General features: G+C 44.1%; 22 protein-coding genes, 1 tRNA gene and 2 pseudogenes. 11 read left to right on the top strand and 14 right to left on the bottom strand.

Annotated elements, in window-relative coordinates:
* Positions 1-118: 118 nt before the first annotated feature.
* The 3 genes and pseudogenes from FCL48_RS12455 to FCL48_RS25900 form a co-directional block, all read right to left on the bottom strand.
* Positions 119-805 (bottom strand): hypothetical protein, encoded by a 687-nt coding sequence (locus tag FCL48_RS12455; RefSeq protein ID WP_136872605.1) that lies wholly within the window; start codon positions 803-805, stop codon positions 119-121.
* 470 nt (positions 806-1,275) lie between these two features.
* A complete protein-coding gene (locus FCL48_RS12450) occupies positions 1,276-1,503 on the bottom strand; it encodes a CopG family transcriptional regulator (RefSeq protein ID WP_136872604.1) in 228 nt (75 codons plus the stop codon).
* Positions 1,475-1,769 (bottom strand): annotated as a pseudogene (locus tag FCL48_RS25900) (BrnT family toxin). Before FCL48_RS25900 ends, FCL48_RS12450 begins: the two are co-directional and overlap by 29 nt.
* A gap of 257 nt (positions 1,770-2,026) precedes the next feature.
* Here FCL48_RS25900 and FCL48_RS12440 point away from each other — a divergent pair.
* Positions 2,027-2,491, top strand: a complete 465-nt coding sequence (locus tag FCL48_RS12440) for a hypothetical protein (protein ID WP_136872603.1) — start codon at positions 2,027-2,029, stop codon at positions 2,489-2,491.
* Here the strand turns inward: FCL48_RS12440 and FCL48_RS12435 are convergent.
* The 6 genes from FCL48_RS12435 to FCL48_RS12410 all read right to left on the bottom strand — a co-directional run bounded on the left by FCL48_RS12435 (position 2,484) and on the right by FCL48_RS12410 (position 7,946).
* The gene (locus tag FCL48_RS12435; RefSeq protein ID WP_136872664.1) at positions 2,484-3,767 is read right to left on the bottom strand and encodes a TRAP transporter large permease; all 1,284 of its coding nucleotides are present in this window, start codon (positions 3,765-3,767) and stop codon (positions 2,484-2,486) included. The genes FCL48_RS12440 and FCL48_RS12435 overlap by 8 nt on opposite strands.
* The gene (locus tag FCL48_RS12430; RefSeq protein WP_136872602.1) at positions 3,767-4,354 is read right to left on the bottom strand and encodes a TRAP transporter small permease subunit; all 588 of its coding nucleotides are present in this window, start codon (positions 4,352-4,354) and stop codon (positions 3,767-3,769) included. The genes FCL48_RS12435 and FCL48_RS12430 overlap by 1 nt, the downstream gene beginning before the upstream one ends.
* A 168-nt stretch (positions 4,355-4,522) precedes the next feature.
* The gene (locus FCL48_RS12425) at positions 4,523-5,563 is read right to left on the bottom strand and encodes a TRAP transporter substrate-binding protein (protein ID WP_136872601.1); all 1,041 of its coding nucleotides are present in this window, start codon (positions 5,561-5,563) and stop codon (positions 4,523-4,525) included.
* A 64-nt stretch (positions 5,564-5,627) separates the two neighbouring features.
* On the bottom strand, positions 5,628-6,404 hold the full coding sequence (locus FCL48_RS12420; protein WP_136872600.1) for a putative hydro-lyase: 777 nt from the start codon (positions 6,402-6,404) through the stop codon (positions 5,628-5,630).
* 59 nt (positions 6,405-6,463) lie between these two features.
* Positions 6,464-7,243 carry a carbon-nitrogen family hydrolase gene (locus FCL48_RS12415; RefSeq protein ID WP_136872599.1) on the bottom strand — a complete coding sequence of 260 codons (780 nt, stop codon included), beginning with the start codon at positions 7,241-7,243 and terminating at the stop codon, positions 6,464-6,466.
* A gap of 7 nt (positions 7,244-7,250) precedes the next feature.
* Positions 7,251-7,946: a DUF2848 family protein gene (locus FCL48_RS12410; protein ID WP_205747705.1), complete on the bottom strand. Its 696-nt coding sequence runs from the start codon at positions 7,944-7,946 to the stop codon at positions 7,251-7,253.
* Positions 7,947-8,319: 373 nt separating this feature from the next.
* Here FCL48_RS12410 and FCL48_RS12405 point away from each other — a divergent pair, with 373 nt between their 5' ends.
* From FCL48_RS12405 to FCL48_RS12370, 8 genes and pseudogenes are all read left to right on the top strand, one after another.
* Positions 8,320-9,057, top strand: coding sequence for a hypothetical protein (locus FCL48_RS12405; protein WP_136872598.1), 738 nt, complete (start codon positions 8,320-8,322; stop codon positions 9,055-9,057).
* On the top strand, positions 9,057-10,421 hold the full coding sequence (locus FCL48_RS12400) for a type IV secretory system conjugative DNA transfer family protein (RefSeq protein ID WP_136872597.1): 1,365 nt from the start codon (positions 9,057-9,059) through the stop codon (positions 10,419-10,421). Before FCL48_RS12405 ends, FCL48_RS12400 begins: the two co-directional genes overlap by 1 nt.
* A gap of 84 nt (positions 10,422-10,505) precedes the next feature.
* Positions 10,506-11,852, top strand: coding sequence for an HD domain-containing protein (locus tag FCL48_RS12395; RefSeq protein WP_240744832.1), 1,347 nt, complete (start codon positions 10,506-10,508; stop codon positions 11,850-11,852).
* The gene (locus FCL48_RS12390; RefSeq protein ID WP_136872595.1) at positions 11,852-12,568 is read left to right on the top strand and encodes a hypothetical protein; all 717 of its coding nucleotides are present in this window, start codon (positions 11,852-11,854) and stop codon (positions 12,566-12,568) included. The genes FCL48_RS12395 and FCL48_RS12390 overlap by 1 nt, the downstream gene beginning before the upstream one ends.
* A 17-nt stretch (positions 12,569-12,585) precedes the next feature.
* Entirely contained in the window at positions 12,586-12,939 is a 354-nt protein-coding gene (locus tag FCL48_RS12385; protein ID WP_136872594.1) for a recombinase, read from the top strand.
* Between the two features lie 86 nt (positions 12,940-13,025).
* Positions 13,026-13,298 (top strand): HU family DNA-binding protein, encoded by a 273-nt coding sequence (locus FCL48_RS12380; protein ID WP_136872593.1) that lies wholly within the window; start codon positions 13,026-13,028, stop codon positions 13,296-13,298.
* A gap of 117 nt (positions 13,299-13,415) precedes the next feature.
* A pseudogene (locus FCL48_RS25895) lies at positions 13,416-13,711 on the top strand (type II toxin-antitoxin system MqsR family toxin).
* A 2-nt stretch (positions 13,712-13,713) separates the two neighbouring features.
* Entirely contained in the window at positions 13,714-14,160 is a 447-nt protein-coding gene (locus FCL48_RS12370) for a type II toxin-antitoxin system MqsA family antitoxin (RefSeq protein ID WP_136872592.1), read from the top strand.
* Between the two features lie 68 nt (positions 14,161-14,228).
* Here the strand turns inward: FCL48_RS12370 and FCL48_RS12365 are convergent, their stop codons facing one another.
* The 5 genes from FCL48_RS12365 to FCL48_RS12345 all read right to left on the bottom strand — a co-directional run bounded on the left by FCL48_RS12365 (position 14,229) and on the right by FCL48_RS12345 (position 19,582).
* Positions 14,229-15,278 carry a site-specific integrase gene (locus tag FCL48_RS12365; protein ID WP_136872591.1) on the bottom strand — a complete coding sequence of 350 codons (1,050 nt, stop codon included), beginning with the start codon at positions 15,276-15,278 and terminating at the stop codon, positions 14,229-14,231.
* Between the two features lie 430 nt (positions 15,279-15,708).
* Positions 15,709-15,784, bottom strand: a tRNA-Arg gene (locus FCL48_RS12360).
* A gap of 91 nt (positions 15,785-15,875) precedes the next feature.
* Entirely contained in the window at positions 15,876-17,162 is a 1,287-nt protein-coding gene (locus FCL48_RS12355; RefSeq protein WP_136872590.1) for a glucose-1-phosphate adenylyltransferase family protein, read from the bottom strand.
* Positions 17,162-18,412, bottom strand: coding sequence for a glucose-1-phosphate adenylyltransferase family protein (locus FCL48_RS12350; protein ID WP_136872589.1), 1,251 nt, complete (start codon positions 18,410-18,412; stop codon positions 17,162-17,164). The genes FCL48_RS12355 and FCL48_RS12350 overlap by 1 nt, the downstream gene beginning before the upstream one ends.
* Positions 18,413-18,562: 150 nt before the next feature.
* Positions 18,563-19,582, bottom strand: coding sequence for a bifunctional oligoribonuclease/PAP phosphatase NrnA (locus tag FCL48_RS12345; protein WP_136872588.1), 1,020 nt, complete (start codon positions 19,580-19,582; stop codon positions 18,563-18,565).
* A gap of 639 nt (positions 19,583-20,221) precedes the next feature.
* On the opposite strand from FCL48_RS12345, the gene crcB reads away from it, so the two are divergent.
* Positions 20,222-20,602 carry a fluoride efflux transporter CrcB gene (gene crcB / locus FCL48_RS12340; protein WP_205747704.1) on the top strand — a complete coding sequence of 127 codons (381 nt, stop codon included), beginning with the start codon at positions 20,222-20,224 and terminating at the stop codon, positions 20,600-20,602.
* Between the two features lie 9 nt (positions 20,603-20,611).
* Positions 20,612-21,700, top strand: a complete 1,089-nt coding sequence (locus FCL48_RS12335) for an LptF/LptG family permease (protein WP_136872587.1) — start codon at positions 20,612-20,614, stop codon at positions 21,698-21,700.
* Positions 21,701-21,703 lie beyond the last annotated feature (3 nt).

The raw sequence follows: 21,703 nt of genomic DNA, 5'->3' as shown, positions 1-21,703 counted from the left end.
TGGGTTGAGCGTTAGCCCCGATAAACGGGATCAGCACCTCGAAGGCCTGCCACTATATAGCTAAATTACTCCTTAAAACAAATCGATAATCGCAGACTTTAAACAATTTTCTAAGGTACTAATGCACTACAACCTCTTTGAACCAGCTTTTATCCGCTTTATCCCATTTGAAACCGGCTGATTTCAGCAGATCTTTTTTATCAAACGAGTTACCGACAGCTATAACAATTCCATCCCTCTGCTGATAACTGATTCCAGCTATCTTTGGCAGATCGGAATTGTGAGGCGCTTGATCGGCATCGTGTTCCTGGCTTGATTGAGCAGGTTGATCTAATTGTTGCTTAGGCAGTAAAAGATCAGGACGATTTACAGAGAGATAGACATCACGAAGCAATCCCCTGTAGGCATCAGTTCCAATGGAGAGCAGAGACAGACATTTCTGGATAGCATCCGTAATTGCCCCTTTAAAGGAGTCGCCGACATTACCTTTGACGATTTGCATCTGCCCTATCTGAGATCCTTTACAGATCCACTGATCATCATTCACACGAATAAAGAGCCGGACCTCAGCTACCACCTGGCTATCAAAAATTTCTTTGCTTACGACTTCGTAGCGCCAGTTTTCCGGGAGCAGGATACTATTTACAGCATCAAAAACAAACTGCGGCTTGTACCCGTAGCGGACCTGGCCAATGACTTTGCCATCTTTCATCATCTTGATCTCTTGCACAGCCGCGTGGCCAAAACCGCGCAGCACTGCATTGATCTCTTCAACCTGTTTTGTGAGCTTTTTGTTTTCAGGCATTGTTGTTTCCTCCTGTGATGTGGGAGAGAGACAACACGTCCCCAGTCGGGAGTATGTGTTACTCTCCCTGTTTATGGGGTTGTGGTAGAGATGATTGAGAAATGATATTAAAACGCAGAATCAACCTGGAAGGTCTCATAGATAGAGTAACTTTCGGTTTATCGACGTAGCGCGTAAGATTAATATTTGGGAAGAGCCACTCAGGAGACAAGACAAAGAAGTCCGCCATTGCGGTTAAACGTTGCCTGAAAAATGGGTGGCAAATGTACCTGGAATTCAAGAACACGTGAAACGTATTCAGCTAAGCCCTGTGACGGGGTATCTCATAGAATATGAGCTGGAGTAATACAAATATATTATTACTGACATCGAAAAATGCAAGAGAAAATCAAACGCAAAACCAATTGGGTTTACTCCTCCTGTATATTTCCTCGGGATTATTTCTTCATCTATGGGTATCCGCCGCACTTTTATTGATGAGATGCATATTCATCGAGCAATCTACGAATCATTTTCTGATACTGGGTATTATATTTTTTTGCTTCTTTTTTAAAGAAGTCAACACTCGTTTTGCTAAGAGAGATTGTAACTTTGATAGTTTCGTCTTTCAGAGCAAGTTCTTCCGGTGAAGGAAGAAAATCAGCAATTACTTTTACCCTGCCCATTGGCTCATCTGTGTATTTTATTTTCTCTTTCATATATTTTCTTCCCTTTCCGCCAATACCCTGAACCGATGATTCTGATTTTATTTTTTCGATAAGCAAATCTGACTGTTATGACGCCTCCGGCGACTTTTCCAAGACAATAATATCGTTTTTCATTCAGGCTTATGTTCCAGATCTTCCAGAATAATACGATTATGATCCATAAAAGCAAGTTACGCTATGGCAAAGGATACACCGTGTTTTTCCTGATTTATCTTATCTTTAGTTGAACCCCACTCAAAATCAGAGGCTACTGTCATAAATGATAAAATAAAGTTAAAGAATATTTAAGTCAATATAAATATATGGCTATTTATATGGTTTAAAAACATTAGTTCATCCAGTCTTCTTCGTTCCTGACCTGTCGCTTTTTATAAATTCCTTCATTATTTTTCTGTACCTTTATTTAAACGAATTTCTCCCCCCTTTTTCAAGAAACCGTCATCCCCTCTGAAAAAAGGATATAGAACCGACAAGGATGAGTTGTCCTTACAAGTACAACGGGGTGAAAAAAATCATGCAGAACATCATCAACTTGTTTGCCAAGCAATATGGACTTACCAGAAACGAGGTCATGGCGGAGATCGAAAATGTTTTCTCTACCGTACTTTCCAGGTGGTATCGCCTTGAAGTGATGGTCTTTTTTAGAGATGATCTACAGCTGGAGGCTGTAGCGTATAATAAAGTCAATGGTGTTACCATGCAACGCCTGGTTGATCTTGCAGCAATACGGGGGCCAAACACCCTTAAGAAGCATTTGCAGAAAAGTCTCACCAGGTCAGCTGTCCTCAAGCAAACCAGATACTACAAATCCTATAAGAAACAATTGTGCTGGGGAGACATCATATCCCACGATTCTGCACAGAATATCTTCGTCGAGACGGAAATCATACCAGGCCAGATTGTGACAGCGTTTTGCCCGCTAAACCGCATCGGTCTGCATGAGCGAAATTTGCGGCACTATCGCCTGTTCACTAATTAACAAATTGGGTACAATACAATGATATTTCTGGAAATATTATCATCAGTACAATCATGACACCGATCATAAAAACGAAAGGTGCTGCACCGATCATTACATCACTAATTGATCCTGATCGCCTTACACCCTGAACGACATAAAGATTTAAACCTACAGGCGGGGTAATAAGTGCCATTTCGATCAACAAAATCAGTAGTATTCCAAACCAGATGGGATCGTAACCCAGGTTTACCAGGATTGGAGCTACGATTGGAACGGTAATCACCATAAGTGAAAGAGTTTCGATAAAAAAGCCCAACACAACATAGAGCCCAATAACTACCATCAGTGTATATATTGGAGAAGTTCCAAGATTTATAACAAAATCGCTAAGCATCTCAGCCAGGCCTATAGAATCCAGGATAAAGTTCAAGAAATTAGCAGATATGAGAATCAGCATAATCATAGAACTCGTGCGCATTGTCCCCTCAAAAACCTGCTTGAAGAAACTGACACTGACCGTCCTATAGTAAAACGCTAATCCCAATGAAGCCAACACGCCTAGCGCCGCAGATTCTGTTGGAGTGGCAAGTCCCGCATAAATAGAACCGATTACCACAAGAAAAATCAGAAGAACAGGGATTAAATCTTTCAGGCTTTCTAACCGCTCCTTCCAGGATGTATTCTGTTTATCGCCACTAAGTTCAGGTTTTATCAGACATGCCACAGCGATACAGAGCATAAAGAGTATTGCCAACAGAACACCGGGCACAATACCTGCCAGAAACAGACGAGGAATGGATGTGTTAGTTAAAAAACCATATACAATCAGGTTAATGGAAGGTGGAATAAGTATTCCCAACGTTCCGCCCGCAGCTATTGATCCAGCAAAAAGCTTTTCTGAATAATTGTATCGCCTCCCCTGAGGCAACGCCACCGTGGTGATAGTTGCAGCAGTAGCTACCGAAGAGCCGGATGTTGCAGCAAAGAGAGCAGAAGTTCCGATATTCGCCTGCAGCAGGCCTCCGGGCAACCAAGAAAGCCATTTATTCAAGGCATTATATGTTCTTTTAGCAATACCAGCCCGCAGCAGGATTTCACCAAGCATCACAAAGAGAGGAATCGAGAGGAGGAGAAAATCGGTGCTAGCAGACCATGTTATTTCTCCCAAAACTCTATACAACGGAAAGCCAGAAAAAATCTCTCCAATGGAAAGTCCGAGAACTATGAGTGCCGCCGAGACCGGGACACTCAGCACCAATAAAGTAAGCAGGATTGCCAGAGTAATTGCAATAATCATTTGTCCCCTCCGGCTGTAGTGCCCCGCTCTGTTGTTTCCTGGATCTCGTCATCCAAAGTGGAAATGCCTGCCAACCTGTTCGCCTCATTATGCTTGTTGTTGAGCCTATAGTATATTGTTCCTGCAAGAACGATGAAAATAGTAAACCCAAACCACAATAGCCCTAAGAACCAGAGACCTTGGGGGATCCATAAAGGGGTTGCGAGTGGGGTGTTGGCTGCAGAGTGTTTGAGGATAGATGTTTTCAATACGAAAAAAGCATAATAGGACAAGGTTACAATATAAATACCCAGCAGAAGGTGGGCAAAAATATCAAGAAAAGAACGCCCAGCCTGAGGGAGATGGTTATAGAGAATATCAATTCGAATATGAGATTTCCTTATCAGGGCAAAGCTAAAACCCCAGGTACAGCTTATCGCAAGTGCATAGCTGGAGAGCTCGTCAGCGCCGCCAATCGAGTAAGAAAAAGCTTTTCTCATGATTACTTCGAAGGCAATCATGATTGCGGCCAAAAAGAGAAGTAGTCCTGAGCACCAGGCGGCCACCTGAGAAATCTTTTCAGTTTTTTCTATAAAACCGTTCATATTTTACCTGCTAAACTATCTGACTGAGATCTTTAAAACCAACAGACTAATTGCTTTATAAAGCCCTTATAAAAAATGCGGCCAACATATTTCCCGGTCACACTCTAGGACAAAAAGGTACGCGGCTTAATATTTGAGAAACCGCGTACCTATCTAAAATTACAGTTCTTACTTGGCCTGGATTCCTACAACTTTACCGATAGTCTCATTCCAGGTGGCAATTGTGCCAGGAGAAACTTTTTCTGCCAACGCTGGTAATACGTTATCAACCAGAACCTGCTTAACTCTGGCCTTGGCCTCATCAGTCACAGCAACTTCTATCAAATTCTGTGGGTCTCCCTGTGAACAGGTCTTCCCAGTAAGACAGTCAATACCTTCCTGAGTTTCTTTTGCAGTGACAGCCCAACCCGGTTCTTCGAGTTGGTCATGAACGAGTGTTTGTAGCTTGTCCTGCTGTTCTTTGGACAAACTGTTCCAAGTTTTCATTGACATCATGCCGACCACATAATCCCAACCGCCAACAGGCAGAGGATAAATGTATTTGGAGACTTCCCCCCAACCCGCCGAATACCCGGACAGGGAGCCGGTGATACCACAGTCTACAACGCCGCGTTGAAGAGATTGAGGAACTTCACTAAAGGACATGGTTACACCCGTTGCCCCCAAAGCAGACACAAACTCAGAAGTAGTCCAACCTGACGCTCGTACCTTTTTGCCTTTTAAATCATCAAGTCCTCCAATTGGCACACGGCAGAAGAGAACCTGGGCGGGATACGGGATGACACTAAGCAGCTTGACATCAAAATCTTTTTCCAGGTATTTCTCAAGCGCGGGTCGATATGCTTCGACGGTCTTCTTTGCTGTTTCGATATCTGTAGTTACACCAGGAAGATCGAGACCTGCAAGATCAGGAGAATCTGAGACGATATAATCGGCGACGGTGTGAACAACATCGAAGACTCCCATGCTCATTTGTCGTACAACTGCCGGTCCTTTTAAATTTACCTGTCCAAGAGAGGTCATACTGGTTTTTATGCCCAGTTCTTTCGGTACAGTTTCGGTCCAGAATGGTTTCTCAAAATTTTTAAAAAGAGTTAAGCTGTTCCAGCTTCCAACCACGCGTAACTCGTCTGTCTGGGCCATAACTGATGAGCAGGAAAAAAGAAATCCTGCACAAACAAGTGCTGTTAATTTTTTACCTAATTTCATAAAACCTCCTGAGATTAAATTAATATTGAATCTACCCAGTAGAACATCCTGCAAAACAGCGAATTTATTGGGTACATGCATAGTCTTTATTCTTGATATCGCTCACGAACATAAAACCGGGAGCGTGCGTTATGGCAAAGGGTAGTTTTGCACTGCGCAAGACATTTTGAGGTGTAACTCCACAGGCCCAGAAAACTGGAAGTTCATCTTCCTTTATTTCGACGAATTCGCCATAATCTGGATTGTTGATATCAACAATTCCGATCTTTCCAGGATCCCCGACATGGACAGGAGCGCCATGCACATCTGGGAACATTCCGGTAATCTGGCTAGCCTGTTCGACCTGATCGCGTCGGATAGGTCGCATGGAGACCACCATATTTCCCGCAAAAATCCCAACTGATTCAAGCTTGATATTAGTGCGATACATCGCCACATTCTTTTTCTGGTCAACATGCCTGAGGTAAATTCCAGCTTCAATCAATGCCTCTTCAAAAGAAAAACTACAACCTAACAAGAAATAAACGAAGTCAGTTGTATCTATTGCTTTTAGATTTGAGACAGTTTCAGCGCAGGCCCCGTCACGCCAGATCTGATACCGAGGAATAACATCCCGGATATCTGCTCCCGGTGCCAGTTTTTTGGACAGGCTGGTCTCAGGTCCAATGACCTCCAATAACGGACATGGTTTTGGATTTGCTTTGCAGAAAGCTTTGAAATCTGCAGCATATTTTTTGGGAAAAGCTGCAAGGTTCGCCTGTACAAATCCTGGACAGTATCCAGCTGTGGGAAGTTCAAATTTCCCCGCCGCAGATAAAGCTCTAAATTCTTCAGGAGTCATAGAAAACATCTCCTCTAAATAGTTACATGCAAAATATAGTATTTCTTACCAATATAAAGCTAATACAATTCTGGACGGCGATCCTTGAATACGGGCACCGCTGTTCGAATGGCTTCTACTGCCTGCGTCTCAATACAGACTTGATTGACCCCCTCCTGGAATTCGAATTGGCAGAGAGTACTACCGTCAGGTCCATGGGCAACCGAATGCCCTGCAAATGGAGCATCCCCTGTAGCAACATTGTTAGCAGCAAGAACATAACATTGATTTTCAATGGCTCTTGCCTTGAGCAGTGCCCGCCAATGACTGAGCCGGACCAGGGGCCATTCTGCAGCAACTATTATTGCCTGGGCGCCATTGAGAGCGAGTTTTCTGATAAACTCACAGAATCGGATATCATAGCAAATCGCAAAACCAAATTTGACACCTTCGATTTCATGGATACATAGGTTAGACCCAGCGGTTAAATACTTGTGCTCGTTAAGCATGGGGACGAGATGAACCTTGTCGTATATGCCTTGTAGTAGCCCGTTTCGATCTATGATTTGTGCCCTATTAGTTATTCCGTCCTTTGTCTTCGCGGCAACCGAGCCCCCGGCAAACCATACCCCATTTTTTCTGGCGAGCTTACCGAGGAATTCTGCTTCTTCACCACCCTCATCACTCGCTATACGAGCAAGATCGGCAAGCGCATAACCGGTTGACCAAAGCTCAGGTAATATTAGCAGATCTGGTTTCGGGGAACGGGTCAGTGCTTGTTCAACCAACTGAGTGATACGATCGTAGTTTTTTTGTTTGTTACCAGCTGAGACTGCCTGCTGAATCAGTGCTATTTGCATGTTGTCCTTAGCTCCGGTCCGGGAGGACAATAATTTGGTATTGTTTGGTAATAACGCGATGTAAAATAGAGTCTGTCATCGTTATTTTGCAGGCTGATGTAAATATTGCATCACCACCTATAACCGGAATCGTGCCACTCAATAGCGAAGGGTGTTTACCTGCAGGTGAATCCCTACGAATCACATCCAGCAGATCATTGTAGTGAAGAATTTGAGATAGTGTTCCCGATTGATAAGGGATCCATTTTTCATCTTTTAACACCTCAGAACGTATCTGAATTTCATCCCAGTGGTCTGCGATATCATCTACCTTCCAGAAATGATCCCCCAGTACTTTATCACAAACCTGTTTTGCTTTTCCGACAGAAACTGCCTCAAGTTCCCGGTCAGTATGGTCACTTGCGACTGTTATGTAGAGGGCTCCGTTTTCATCTTCAGCAAGGAAAAATTCCACCTCTGGACTTGTCTGGCTTCCTACAACCTGCAATTCCTTGCTACTGGTCAGGCGTGTTGGACAAATCCAATATAGTGCTGGAATGGCGTATGGAGTGGCAACACCAAGTTTTTTGAGTTCTTCGATATGGGTTTGAACCATTTCTTGGTTTCTACCTGTATATCCTGCAGCCACACAACTATCCATCTGCAAATTAATAATTTCCTGATCCTTATTAAGATGCTCAAAATATGCTTGATGGGTAAACATGATATTCTCTCTCCACATTTATTAGGGATACGAAAAAAAGATAACACCCTGCTAAAAAACTTAATCGCTTTATTACATTTATGGAACAATTACATAATGCTGACACTTTGTCTATATTTTTTCCACACTTTGCACATATTTGTAATTTAAGTGCTCTAGGATTTGCCTAAACCAACTATTGTTACACAAATAAAAACGGGTCCATGGCCGTAGCGTCATATCCATCCTAACATTTTTCTGTACAATTATAAACAAAGCCAAATTTCCTCCAAATATTGCCGTCAATCTCTAAAACCGTCATCCCCTCTGAAAAAAGGATATAGAACCGACAAGGATGAGTTGTCCTTACAAGTACAACGGGGTGAAAAAAATCATGCAGAACATCATCAACTTGTTTGCCAAGCAATATGGACTTACCAGAAACGAGGTCATGGCGGAGATCGAAAATGTTTTCTCTACCGTACTTTCCAGGTGGTATCGCCTTGAAGTGATGGTCTTTTTTAGAGATGATCTACAGCTGGAGGCTGTAGCGTATAATAAAGTCAATGGTGTTACCATGCAACGCCTGGTTGATCTTGCAGCAATACGGGGGCCAAACACCCTTAAGAAGCATTTGCAGAAAAGTCTCACCAGGTCAGCTGTCCTCAAGCAAACCAGATACTACAAATCCTATGAGAAACAATTGTGCTGGGGAGACATCATATCCCACGATTCTGCACAGAATATCTTCGTCGAGACGGAAATCATACCAGGCCAGATTGTGACCGCGTTTTGCCCGCTAAACCGAATCGGCCTACACGAGCGTAACACAAGATGTTTCTCCATCGGCATGCGACGGGCCTTTCACGTGCGGCGTATTGATCCTGTTGTACTGGGTGATACTCCCCGGCTGAAAATTGTCGTAGATCGGGTGTCAAAAACCCTGGTTGAGACTTTACTGAGAAACAATCTCGGTCCGGACGCTGAAAGGATCAATTTTCGCTGCGTCAAACGCTATGTCGGCCATAAAAGTTTTGTGCTGACCACCAGACGACTGCCGAAGTCAGCCATCAAAGCGGTCTCTCAGGAACTCAAAGAACGGGTACAGGTCAACTTTGTCAAAAAAATCTAATGATTAAAATAAGAAGAAAACAAAAACCACTCTGGACACATATCGGTACCGGTATTCATCTTGACCATCCGGAAACAATTCTGGAGCTTGGTTTTCCCGATAGTTTCCGCAAGGGCCACTTCTGGTGTTTCGGTACCACCAGGGTTGGCAAAACCCGGATTATGGAGCACATCATTGAGCAGGATATCCGCAAAGGGTACTCTGTTGTGGCTATTGACCCTAAAGGTGATATTGCCCTTTTTTCCAAGATTACTCAACTTGCGGGTAAAACCGGCCGTCTGCAGGATCTGATGTTGATCACCCCTATTTTCCCTGAATACAGCGCTATTCTCGATCCCCTCTCCTCTTACTACATGCCCGAAGAATTAGTGGCCCATATAACAGCCGGAGTTGCAGTGGGACGGGAACCCTACTTCTTCGGGGTGGCCTATGAGGTGAGTCTGGTCGTGGTGCAGGCCCTGATCATGCTGGCGCAGGTTGCTGGTACAATTCCATCATTTAATCTCAACGACATCAAAAACCATATCAGCCACCAGGACCTGGAGAGACTGAAAGAAAAGCTCGAATATGTGAATACACCGGATGCCGAGCAACTTTGCCTGGATATGCAAAAAATCCTTTCAACTCCGGCAGATTACTACTCCAAGGTGGCCAGCTCACTTCGGGTGGCACTCACCGAGTTGACCTCAGGGAGTATTGGCCAGATCATCGGGAAAGCTGACGAAAACCGTTTTATCAAACGCCTCGAACAGGGGAAAGGCATCATCCTGGTGGTTCAGTTGGGTTCACTCCTGACCAAACGAGCGGCCTATACTGCAGGAAAAGTGATTATCTCCATGATCCAGGCCTTTGTCGGCCGGGTCTATTCCAGTGGCAAAAGTGTCACGCCCTCTTTGGTACTGCATATCGACGAGGCACAATCTGTTCTCTACCACGGGATTGAAGATCTGTTTGCCAAAGCCGGCGGAGCTGAGGTTTTTATCCACGGCTACTGTCAGTCCATCAGTCAGTTGCATGCAGAAGTTGGAGAGGACCGGGCCAACACGATCCTGGATAACTGCAACACCAAACTCTTTATGCGGGTACCCGACGCAAACACCGCAAGCTATGTGTCGAGGCATCTCGGCGAGGAACGCAGGTTCTCGCCTATTATCTCTGTTGGCGGCGGTTTGTCTATTCGAGAAACAGAAGAGATCAGGATCAAGCATACTGAGATTCTTAACATGGCACCTCGCGAGCTGTTCCTGAGCACCTATTCCGGTACGTTTAAGGGCAAAACCGCTACTGTCAGTGACGGGAAGTTGAAGGTGCTATTCCCAGATCTTTCTATAAAAAATCAAGTCAACCAGCCAAATGGCACCTGAGAGTTGATGCTCGCCTTTGGTAACTTGGTTGAGAGGATTGATTGGGACCACTTCATATTATGGCTAGCATTAGGGTTGGCTGTAATGGTTGTTATGATCCTGATTTTTAGTAAGAAAAAGAGAGTAAAAGAAATTCATCTGCATGAACTGTCGAAGATCTGGATTAAGGAGGGTTCCAAGACAATCCACATCTCGGAGCTCTCCCCTCTTTGGCGAGAGCAGCAGCCTGTGCCTGGAGACAATGAATCTCTTGAACTGCATAATCCCAGAGCTATTGCATTTATGGAAAACATCCTGCATAAGCCCTTATTTGAAAAATTCCCTCAGCAGAAAGCGGTATGCGAACAGATCCTCAAACTCCTCGACAAAGAAGGAAATTGTCCCTCAGTGGTCAATTTACAAGGGGATGTGGAAGGAAACTGGGATGAAAACACCTACCGGTTACTTGCAAAAACGACTCTTCTTGATCATTCCCTCAATGTAGCCGAACAGGTTGTCCAGATTCTCTCTGACAATAAGGCCTGGCATGTCATCCCGGATACAATTATCGCGGCCTTAGCCCACGACCTTGGCAAACTGCAATCCATACGGGGGTATCTCTATTCCCTGGGAGAGCATCCCCTGGCCGCAGGACGACCCTTGGCTGCAATTGCCGGTTTTAATGCGTTACCTAAAAAAGATGAAATCTTACGGGCAATCAAACTTCACCATAAAATGGCCAAAGGCCTGCTTGGCAAGACCTTGAAAAAGGCGGATCAACTTGCCAGACAGAAAGAATTGGAAACGACAGTTCTCCAAGAAGTACCGAAAACGGTGGTAAATGAAGATATCTCAGCGGATATTCCACATCCAGTGACAAAAAGTATAACGACGTCAGCTCGCCAGGCACAGGCAGATATTTACAACGACTGCGATGAGTCCGACCAGGAAAAATCTACATCCATTGCACCAGAATTAATCGATATCTCTGGCTGGTTCGATGCTTCTCAGTACTTGGAAGAATTGAAACCGTATATCAACAAGATGTTTGGCCGCAGGTTCCTCGCTTTTTCCATGCCCGATGGCCATGTCTACTTTCAGGTGAAGGTACTGGAAGAGGTGGCCCGTAAGATGGCTGAAAAGGCTGGGTCTATGGACATCGCCACGATGGCGCAAAAGGATGAATCCATGCGCAGCGTATTACTCTCCATCGTCCACCAACTCCGAGCCGAGCATGACGTTATTGACAGGGGTCTGATCAAAGATTCTTTTTTCGGCGGATATTTCACGGTGACACGAAAGATCGGCAAATCCATCAAAGGCTATTACACGCCATTTCACGCTGAACCCTTCGGATCCATTGCTGAAATGGAACAAGCAAAACCTGCAATACTGGGCGATATCGTAAAAGTCAGTCCCTATCTCGACAACAATGACTCACAGGACAAATAATGGTCAAAGATTGGGAGAACAAAGGGCAAAGTGACACCAACGCCCAGATTATTACCACAGATAACGGCAGGATTTACAGGCCAAGCAATCTGCTAAACGCCATCTCCGAGATTCAGCAATTCTATGTTATCGAGAGCAAAGGCCAGAATATCCCTGCGGAATTCCTTACCCTGGATCGAACTCTGGACTTTTTCAAGATCGGCATAAAAAGTGGCTTTCATGAAGGTTTTGCCCTGATACTACTGTTCCCGGTCTTCCATTTCTATCTCTTTCCCTTCGTCTTTCATAAACTCGATGCCTTCAGCCATTTGATGTTTAGCTCCATCCCCTATCTTGTCCTGCTCATCAATACCGCGATGTGTACCTATATCAGCCGCTACTATGTCGGCAACATTACCAGAAAGGCAATAAACTCACTGCTTCTGGGCCGGGCCATGTCCCTGCTGCTCAAGTCCTTTCTTATCTATGTGATATATCTGGTGCTCTATCGGCTCAGTACACCACAGAATATCTGGAAACTGGTCGTCCATTTTGGCTCCATGGCCGAGAAAATATATTACGGGTTCTTCGAGATAAAACCGCACCTGTTGCCGGTGGCCAGCAAAAGTTCCATGCTGATGGTCATAGCAGCCATCTGCCCATATGGTTCAGTCTATCTTCTGGACCTCTGGCATCGGTACCGAATCAAGAGAAACGCAAAAATCATTTCCGCATAGCATTGAGGTGAGATAAAATGGCTGAAAAAAATGAGACAAAACCAACCTGGCAGGAGATTCAGGAAAAAAAGATCAGTATGGTCAAAGAGCGCGGATCTCGGGTATTGAAAATCAACTCACCGCTCAGCTCGACCATGTTTAATATCCTGCGCCAGTTCGACCTGGCATATATCAATTTCAAGGCAAGACTTGGCGAGTTCGATGGAATATCACACAAGGAGGGAGAACAGTTAATGGAAGAAGGTCGCGAGATTGTCATGGCCTTTTCCGACTATACCAAAAGGCTGAGCAAGAGGATACGGTTTCAATATTATACGCCCCGGGAAATTGTGGAATTCATGAAAAACGAACAGGAAACGGATTCGAAATAACCTTGAAAAAGATAAGCAAACCTACTATCTGAGCAATGCAACGCTTTCCAACCCCTATAAAACTTAAAAAATAACAAGGAAAAACTATGAACAAAGGCGATCTGGTAGAAAAAGTGGCAACTGAATGTGGACTGAGCAAAGCTGTAAGCGATCAGGTGTTAAACAGTATCCTCAGTTCAATCACAGAAGCCGTTAAGGCGGGCGATAAGGTTACCCTCATCGGTTTTGGTACCTTTTCGGTGAGCGCACGGTCAGCTCGCGAAGGTCGTAATCCCCAGACGGGAGAAACCATCCAGATTCCAGCTAAAAAGAGTGTTAAATTCAAAGCTGGCAGCAAACTAAATGATGCAGTGAAATAAATTGTAAAAACCTGGATTGTGTCGGTCGGCAATCTAGAAACCTTTCCTCTATTGGAAGTGTTGCCCTGCACAAATTAACCTACTCGCCAAACGCAACTAGGGAGGCTATAGTAATTAATGGAAAAAAGACATCCCCATTGCAATCTCCCGGTTGCCAAGGAATTAGTTAAAGCTGGCAAAGTGCGAACCACTCATTCGGCTCGAGCAGGTGCTAATGATTTGGGGGTCGATTTTCAAGGCATGCTGAATGTGGCGTGGCACTCAAGCCATCAGATTTTCACAAAAGTATGACTAAATATGCCGACCATACAATCTGGCTAGACGTTTACCGACCGAACACTTCTGCGTGAGATGTGTACCTGAAACTCACGGTCATTGACGACGTGCTGATTGTGTCTTTTAAGGAGCTGTAAATATGAAATGTCCTGTTTGCGGCGCGGTGGAACTGATCCATGACACCCGTGACATCCCTTACACTTACAAGGGTGAAACTACCTCTATTCCAGCGGTAACCGGTGACTTCTGCCCAGCCTGTGCAGAATCAGTTCTTGATGCGACGGAATCCGATCGCGTCATGCAAGAGATGCGCGCTTTCTCGAAGCAGGTCAACGCAGCAATTGTTGACCCCAAATTTATCGCCGCTGTGCGCAAAAAACTCATGCGTGATCAACGTGAAGCTGCAGAAATCTTTGGTGGAGGTGCCAATGCCTTTTCTCGGTATGAAAACGGTAAAACCAAACCACCTCTTTCCTTAGTGAAGTTGCTCAAAGTGCTTGGCCGTCACCCTGACTTGCTACATGAAGTTTTTTTGAAACAGAATGGCGTAGACAGTCTCTGTTTCAAAAAAACTTCATGTATTTGATCTGGAAATATTAATCTGGATTCTGTCAAATCCACCTCAATGCAGCACACCAACGCCTGGGAGAAACCTCAGATGCCGAGATTTCCAATGTGATCAATGGCCTTTATTTTATGATCGTCGAGCAAGTGTGTGTAGCGCTGAACCATTTGCATGGTACTGTGGCCCAAAATATCTGCCAGAGTACGAAGGTCAACGCCGGCCATCAATAAATAGCTTGCGGCGGTGTGTCGCAGGTCATGCATGTTGAAATTTTCGATTTTGGCCTTTTTCACCGCATTGTCAAATGCTCGGCGGAAAAATAGATTCGGCCGTCGCTGAACAGTTGCCGATATCTTTTCTGGTAAGAACACTCGGTTCTCCCTGCTACAATTTTCCGGCATTATATCAAGCAAAATTTCGATCGCCTTTATCGTTAAAGGCACACGCCGGGGCTCTGTCTTGGTAACCGTCAAATCAATGATTCGTTTATCGATACTGATTTGCCCCCAGCACAGCCCGGCACCTTCTGATGGGCGCATACCCGTATGAAGTAACAGTTGGACATAATGATAGAGTTTCTCGTTACGGCTTTGTCGACATATCTCCAGTAAATTTCGCGCTTCATCTTTGCTCAAGAGACGCAGTCTGCCTGCAGGCATGGCCGGTTTCCTGATGGCTGCAACCGGATTATTAATCTCCAAGGCCCACTCAGTCCTGGCAATTGTATAAAGATGAGACAGTAAAGCTAGATCCTTTTGAAGTGTTGACGGCCCGATGGTTTCTAACCGCTTATCCCTGAAGGCAGCAACCACGGCCGGAGTGATTTGTTTCAAGCTCAACCCTTTAAAGCCCGCACGCAATGCGTTAGCGGATGTTATCTCCCGGGCCCTGGTATTTGGTCGTTTCTGACTGGAAATCTTGAGTTCGTACTTGTCGAGAGCCTGGGAAAATGGCATATCATCTGGCGGAGTTTCACCAACATGCCCACCAGAGCGAAGTATGGCTTCTGTATCTTCCGCCCATCTTTGGGCATCAGAGAGCCTATCAAATGTCTGGTAGAGAGGCGAGCGCCCCTGAACCCTGATCTCTGCCTTATATATAGTCCCTTTTTTTCGTTTGACGGTTCGAATATAGGCCATAACTCACTCTCACTGTTTTTTTAATAAGTTGTTTTAGCCGTCGAAGTTCAATCTTGAGTTCTTCAACCTCATCAGACAACACAGAGAAACGATCATTTATGGTTAACACTTCTTCATTTTGTTCCGACATTCGCATTATATTTTCTTTATCTTTGGACCAATTTCAAGAAGCAGAGAGCGTAACAAATGTTTTTTGAAGTGAATTGATGCTCTTTAAATCTAACCTCAGCCGTATAAACAGTTCCTTTTTTCCTTTTTTCCTATTTTTATGGCCGCCATATTTTTAGACGGAGCTTTGGACGGAATTTTGGACGGAGTAAACTGCAAATCAGTGCTATTTTCTGTCATTTTACGCTAAACACAGCTAAAAATCAACCCAAAGAAAAAAGGCCGGAACCCCAGTAATACTGGGATCCGGCCTTGATTTTATTGGTGCCCCCGGCATGATTCGAACATGCGACACCAGGATTAGGAATCCTGTGCTCTATCCCCTGAGCTACGAGGGCATTCATGATATTTTTTCCAGGGGGGATAATACCTAAGATTTTACAAAGCGCAATCTTTATTTAGCCCTGCAGAAGAATTAGCCAATCCTTGTTAATTGATTTCCCCATCAGCAAAGATTGTCTCTCCATCTTCAATATCTTGACCTGTATAGGCACTTTCCGCAACTCCTCCGTTGACCACACAGTTTCTCCCGATTTTCTGACCAGCAGGAACAACAGCACCTTTACCAACAAGAGTGATGCCAGTATAGAGATGGGTCGGTTTGAGTACATTGGCAACCTTGTAATTTTCACCACATCCAACAATGGCATTTTCTTCAATTACAACACGCTTATCGAGTATAGCAAGATCAACTGTAGCACCCTTTTTTATTACACAATCTTGAAATATAATAGAGTCTTTGACTATAGCCCCCTCTTCAACGATCACCCCAGGGGCCAGCACAGAATTAATAACAGTTCCATCTACCCTGCTTCCTGCGGAAATCAGACAGGTATCAAGCGTACAATTGTCACCAAACCGCGCAGGTGCTCTGTCTGCAATCCGGTTATCTTCATCAACATTGGTTCTTATTTGCCAGTTCTCAGGCGATAGACCACTATCTTTTCTCAACACATCCATATTGGCTTCCCAATATGCCTGAATAGTTCCAACATCACGCCAATAACCGTAGAATGGGTAAGCAAAGACATTGTCTTCAGCAATCGCCCGCGGAAGTATATGCATTCCGAAATCAACTTCTGAGCTATCTCTTTTTAATGTATCAAGCAGATATTTATAATCAAAAACATAGATGCCCATAGACGCAAGATTGGTCCGTGGTACCTTTGGCTTTTCTTCCCATTCAATTATTCTATCGTGCTTATCAACAATCCCTGCACCAAACTGATAGATCTCGCTTCGAGGAACAACCATCATGGCAACCGTTACATCTGCACTCTTAGAACGGTGAAACTCTATCATGGCATCGAAATCCATATGATAGATATGGTCACCTGACAGAATAACGATTTCATCTGCTGGATTAGATTCAAGAAAATCGATATTACGCCGAACAGCATCAGCCGTTCCTTTATACCAGTCAAACTCCTTTTCACCAGTTCGAGGAGGTAAAATTGAAATTCCCCGGCTCCTCCCAGAAAAATCCCAGGCGTCTCCCTTTCCCAGGTGATCCATCAGGGAGAGAGGCTTGTACTGGGTGAGAATACCGACCTTATCCAAGTCTGAGTTCATCACATTGCTGAGACTAAAGTCAATAATCCGGTAAATACCGGCAAATGGAACCGCAGGTTTTGCTCTTTTTTGCACAAGAATATTGAGTCTACTTCCAACCCCACCCGCTAAAATAAGGACAAGTGCCTCTTTTGCTCTTTTCATTATAGTTCACCTCCAAAAGCAAGACTATCGTCCGGACGCTGACTTTGGTGACCTGGGTGGATCGTCACACCTTCATCAATTTGGGTGTTTTCAAGGATGGTATTGTTCCAGCCGATAACCGTTACCTGGCTGTTCGGCTCACATGCCTCTGGTCCAGCCTTCACATTATCTTGAAATAAATTGTTAACATCAGAAACAACCTTGTTGAGATGGCAACCTTCTCCAACCATATTATTATAAAAAAGAATGGAATTTTCGACAATTGCCCCCTTTTTTATGTGAACTCCAGGAAAAAGGATCGAATTTTTTACCGTTCCATCAATTTTACAACCATTATAAACTAGAGAATTCTGCACCACCGCATGTTCGCCCATAAGGGCCGGTTCATTGTCTCTTATGTTACGGTGGTCAAGATTTGTACGGAATTGCCATTTTTCAAGATCGATGGCAGGCTCTGGACCGAGCATATCCATACTCGATTGCCAGTACTCATCGATAGTTCTGGTGTAGCCCCAGTATCCATTGTATTTATATCCGTATACTTTAAGTTTTTGACGCAGCAGTGAGGGAAAGATATCCAAGCCAAAGTGATAGGAATCTCCCTGATGATTTTCCTCTAGAGCCTTATACAAAACCTCAGGTTTAAAACACATAATGGTCATAGAAGCCCAGTTTGACTGAGGAACTGATGGTTTCTCCCAGTAATTGAGGATTCTGCCCCCACGAGAATCATCAGATTCTTCTATTTCTGCAAGGCCAAAACGGTGCGCATCCGATTGTGGGACGCGGGTAAAGGCAATAGTAAGATCCGCATCTTTTTCCCAGTGGTAGTCGATCAAATCCTGATAATCCATGTTATAAACATGATCGCCTGACAAAATGAGAACTTCTTCAGGACAATGATTGCGAATAAAATCTATATTCTGATGAATGGCATCAGCCGGGCCACGGTACCAATCGCCTCCCTCGGACCCTTGAGACGGCGGGAGAATCGATACTCTTCGATAGCGACCAATCATATCCCAGGCAGCACCGGTGCCGATATGATTGATAAGGGAATAACTCCGATATTGACTGAGAAGAGCAACCTGCTCAATTCCAGAATTGAGCAGGTTGCTGAGAGGAAAATCTATAACACGCCCAAGACCACCAAATGGGACCGCCGATTTTGGGCGAAACGATGTCAGGACATTAAGTTCATTGACCCTACTTCCAGCTAAAATCATAGCCAGCGTAGTTGGCTTCAGCATGCAACCACCTCCTAAGAACGAAAAACTTGCGAATAAATAAGAATTTCAATTACCCTGCTCTACTTTCACCTTAATTCTTTCTGTCTGTACACATGGTAAAAGAAATAATCGTGAACCGCAACATTTCCCGGCTGAACTGAGGTAAAATATCTAGATATGGCGCATGATAAATCGCTTCAAGGTATCTGAAGTAAACTCTTTATCTCCGAGATTAAGATTCTTTAGTGGAACTTCAGCACGAGCAGCACCTTTATGTCCGCCAGCCGAACCAAGAGAGCCAAAGATTTTGTCAGCGAGCTTCCCTGCACTTTTCCGGTAACCATCACTGCGAAAAATAACCACAAGTTTTTCACCATGGATGCCCGAGACAAAAACCCAGTCAATCTCTCCAACGTGATTGAGAAAGTCAGCTACAATGACAAGGACATCAGGGCTTCTTACCCGCCCGACATGGCTATAATATCTGCCTTTTGAATATTTGAGTTCGGCAAGAGCTATAGTGAAATATTTCAACTCTGATCGACGCAGATCGGTAAGCTCAAACTTTCGGACCAGATCACGGTTAGCAATGTTAAACAGGTACCGGAAGGAGATGCCGTCACCCAGCACGGATTTTTGTTCAAAGTCCTGTGTATCAACTTTGATGCCGTAAAAAAGAGCCGTAGCCAAAGCAACAGATGGCACCATTCCAGCCGCACGCAGATACTCAACCGCCATCGATGCTGTGGCCCCGTACTCCGGGCGGATATCTATAAACTCAGCATCCCAGTCACCACTTACAGGATGGTGATCAATTATGGCATGAATCTTAATTTTTTCAAAACACGGGAGATGACTCGGCTGAGAATCAACCATCACTTTTTTACTAAAAGCGTCAAGTTTAACATCTTTGAGACGTTCAAGAGGGATACGCAATCGCTTAACCATCTCCTGATTGTTAAGGCGTCGTATCTCATTTGGGTGGGCTATGGTTACACTCTTCACCCTATATCGCAACAGACGCTTAACTGACATTGCCGTTGCCAGGGCATCAGGGTCTGCATTTATGATAACTAAAACTTCGTCTTCTTTTTCAAAAACTTGCCAAAAAGCCTGCAAACGATCCCTTGCAGTACTTTTATAAGGTTGTTTACATCCAGAATTACTGTTTTTTTTTCGTTTTTGAGCCATAAACTGTAACAGTGACCATTAGTAGAATCAGACGGCCATAAACACAGCCCCGTCCATTGCTGTTATTGGAAATCAGAGTATCTCAGATTTCAGCAATTCACAGACAAAACAGACTCTAACACATCCTAAAAGCCAACCATCCCCAGTAAAAAAAAAGCCCTGTTTCAGTAATCCATTCGACCTCGACAGAGCAGTTAAATGTCGCAAAACCCTACAATTACGTACAGTTTTGTAATAAAACGACATCACAGTGAAGTTTTGATTATACCACATGAAAAAAAGAAAATGCAAGCGAATGTAATTTCCACAGCGGAGGACAAAGGTCTTCTTGACGCCATTAACCCATACATGTTACCTATTTTGTGCAGATATAGTCTGGCGAAGCAGGGGAAAATAGTTCTATGTGTATATTTTTTCTGCAACCCTCCAGAGAAATTGAGAAAATTGTATGGTAAGCTCAGTATTTTTGCCGTCTTAACATCACTTCATATATTCCGCAGCTCAATATTTATCAGTTTTCGTGTTTTTTATTACAGGCTTTTGAGTAAGACTTTTTAAAAAGTCTGTGTATGTATTATGATAATTTTAACCCCAAAATTTGAACTTCACTTTAATTTCATTCAAGCACAATAATTAACCATGATAATTGTTTTAGCCATCATGCTTGGAGGAGGCCTTGGAGCTCTCACAAGATATGGTGTAAGTATAGGTATTGAAAAACTGATTTCTCTGAATTTCCCTTTAGAAACATTGACAGCCAACCTGCTGGGCTGTCTTCTTATCGGTTTTTTCTGGTGCTATTTTGATAGGGTACATATTTCCCATGAGTTCAGATTGTTTCTTTTTACCGGGTTTCTTGGTGGCTTTACCACCTTCTCGACTTTCGGCAGAGAGAGCGTGCAGCTCCTGAAAGCAGGAGAGCCTCTACAGGCTTTTTCTTATATCATGGCAAGTAACGTCCTTGGTATCTCAATGGTAATACTTGGTTTTTTTCTCTGTAATCGTTTTTTTCGTTCGTAAGGATATTACGTGAATCTGCTCAATCGATATCTTCTCAAACAATTTTCTAAATATTTTTTCACCGTAAACGCGGGGTTCGTCTCGATCTATCTTCTTGTTGATTTTTTCGAAAAATTCGACGATTTCACCAATGCAGGAAAGCCATTATCCATGGCACTTGAGTATTTTATACTCACCATCCCTTCGATAGTCGATCAGCTCGGGCCGGTATTTATCCTCCTTTCCGGAGTCATCACCCTCGGTATACTCAATCACACCAATGAACTGACTGCATTAAAGGCAGGCGGAATCCCGCTACGCCACATCACCAGACCACTTTTACTCGGCTCGGTGGTCATTACTGTTCTTTTTATTCTTGCAGCTGAATTTATCCTGCCGGTGACGGTTTCCAGAACAAACAGCCTCTGGTTTGAACAGCTTAAGGGTAAGGTAATGCTCGGGATTATGCGCAATGACCGCTACTATTATAAAGGAAAGAACGGGTTTTATTCGTTTAACTGGCCTGATCCCAAACGTTATGTTTTCAAAAACTTCTCTTTTTCTGAATGGGATGAAAATTATAACATTAAAGTTCTCACAACAGCCCGTTGGGCGACCTGGGACGAAAAAAAGAACAACTGGAGCCTCAAACACGGCCAGGTTCAGGATCAGGGCAAAGATAAAGAATACAAGATAAAAAATTTTGAAAAAATAACGATCCCCCTGCCCGAACATCCTCAGGATTTTCTTATTCCCGCAAATAAAAATGCAGAGCTTTCACTTTCCGGACTCTATCAGGAGATTTATCGGGCGGACGTAGATCATGAGATCCAGGCAGCCTGGACCATGTTCCTGGGCAGGATTTCCTACATCCTTTTAGGGCTGCCATTGCTTCTGCTGGGACTGCCCATCCTTCTTTATTCGTACCGCAAATGGGGAAGAGATCTTTCTGTCGCCATCCCTGTGAGCTGTGGACTTGCATTTGTCGCCTGGGGTATTTGGGGCGCCCTACAGTCATTGGCCATTGCCGGGTATATATCTCCTATTCTTGCCGCTTGCAGTATCCACGTAGTGTTTTCTCTTGCGGGGCTGCTGCTCCTTGTAAAAGAAGACCGGTAAAAC

This window comes from Desulforhopalus sp. IMCC35007 (genome assembly GCF_005116575.1).
GTDB lineage: Bacteria > Desulfobacterota > Desulfobulbia > Desulfobulbales > Desulfocapsaceae > Desulforhopalus_A.
Note: the sequence above shows the minus strand (reverse complement) of the source record. Positions and strands in the feature narration are given on the sequence as shown.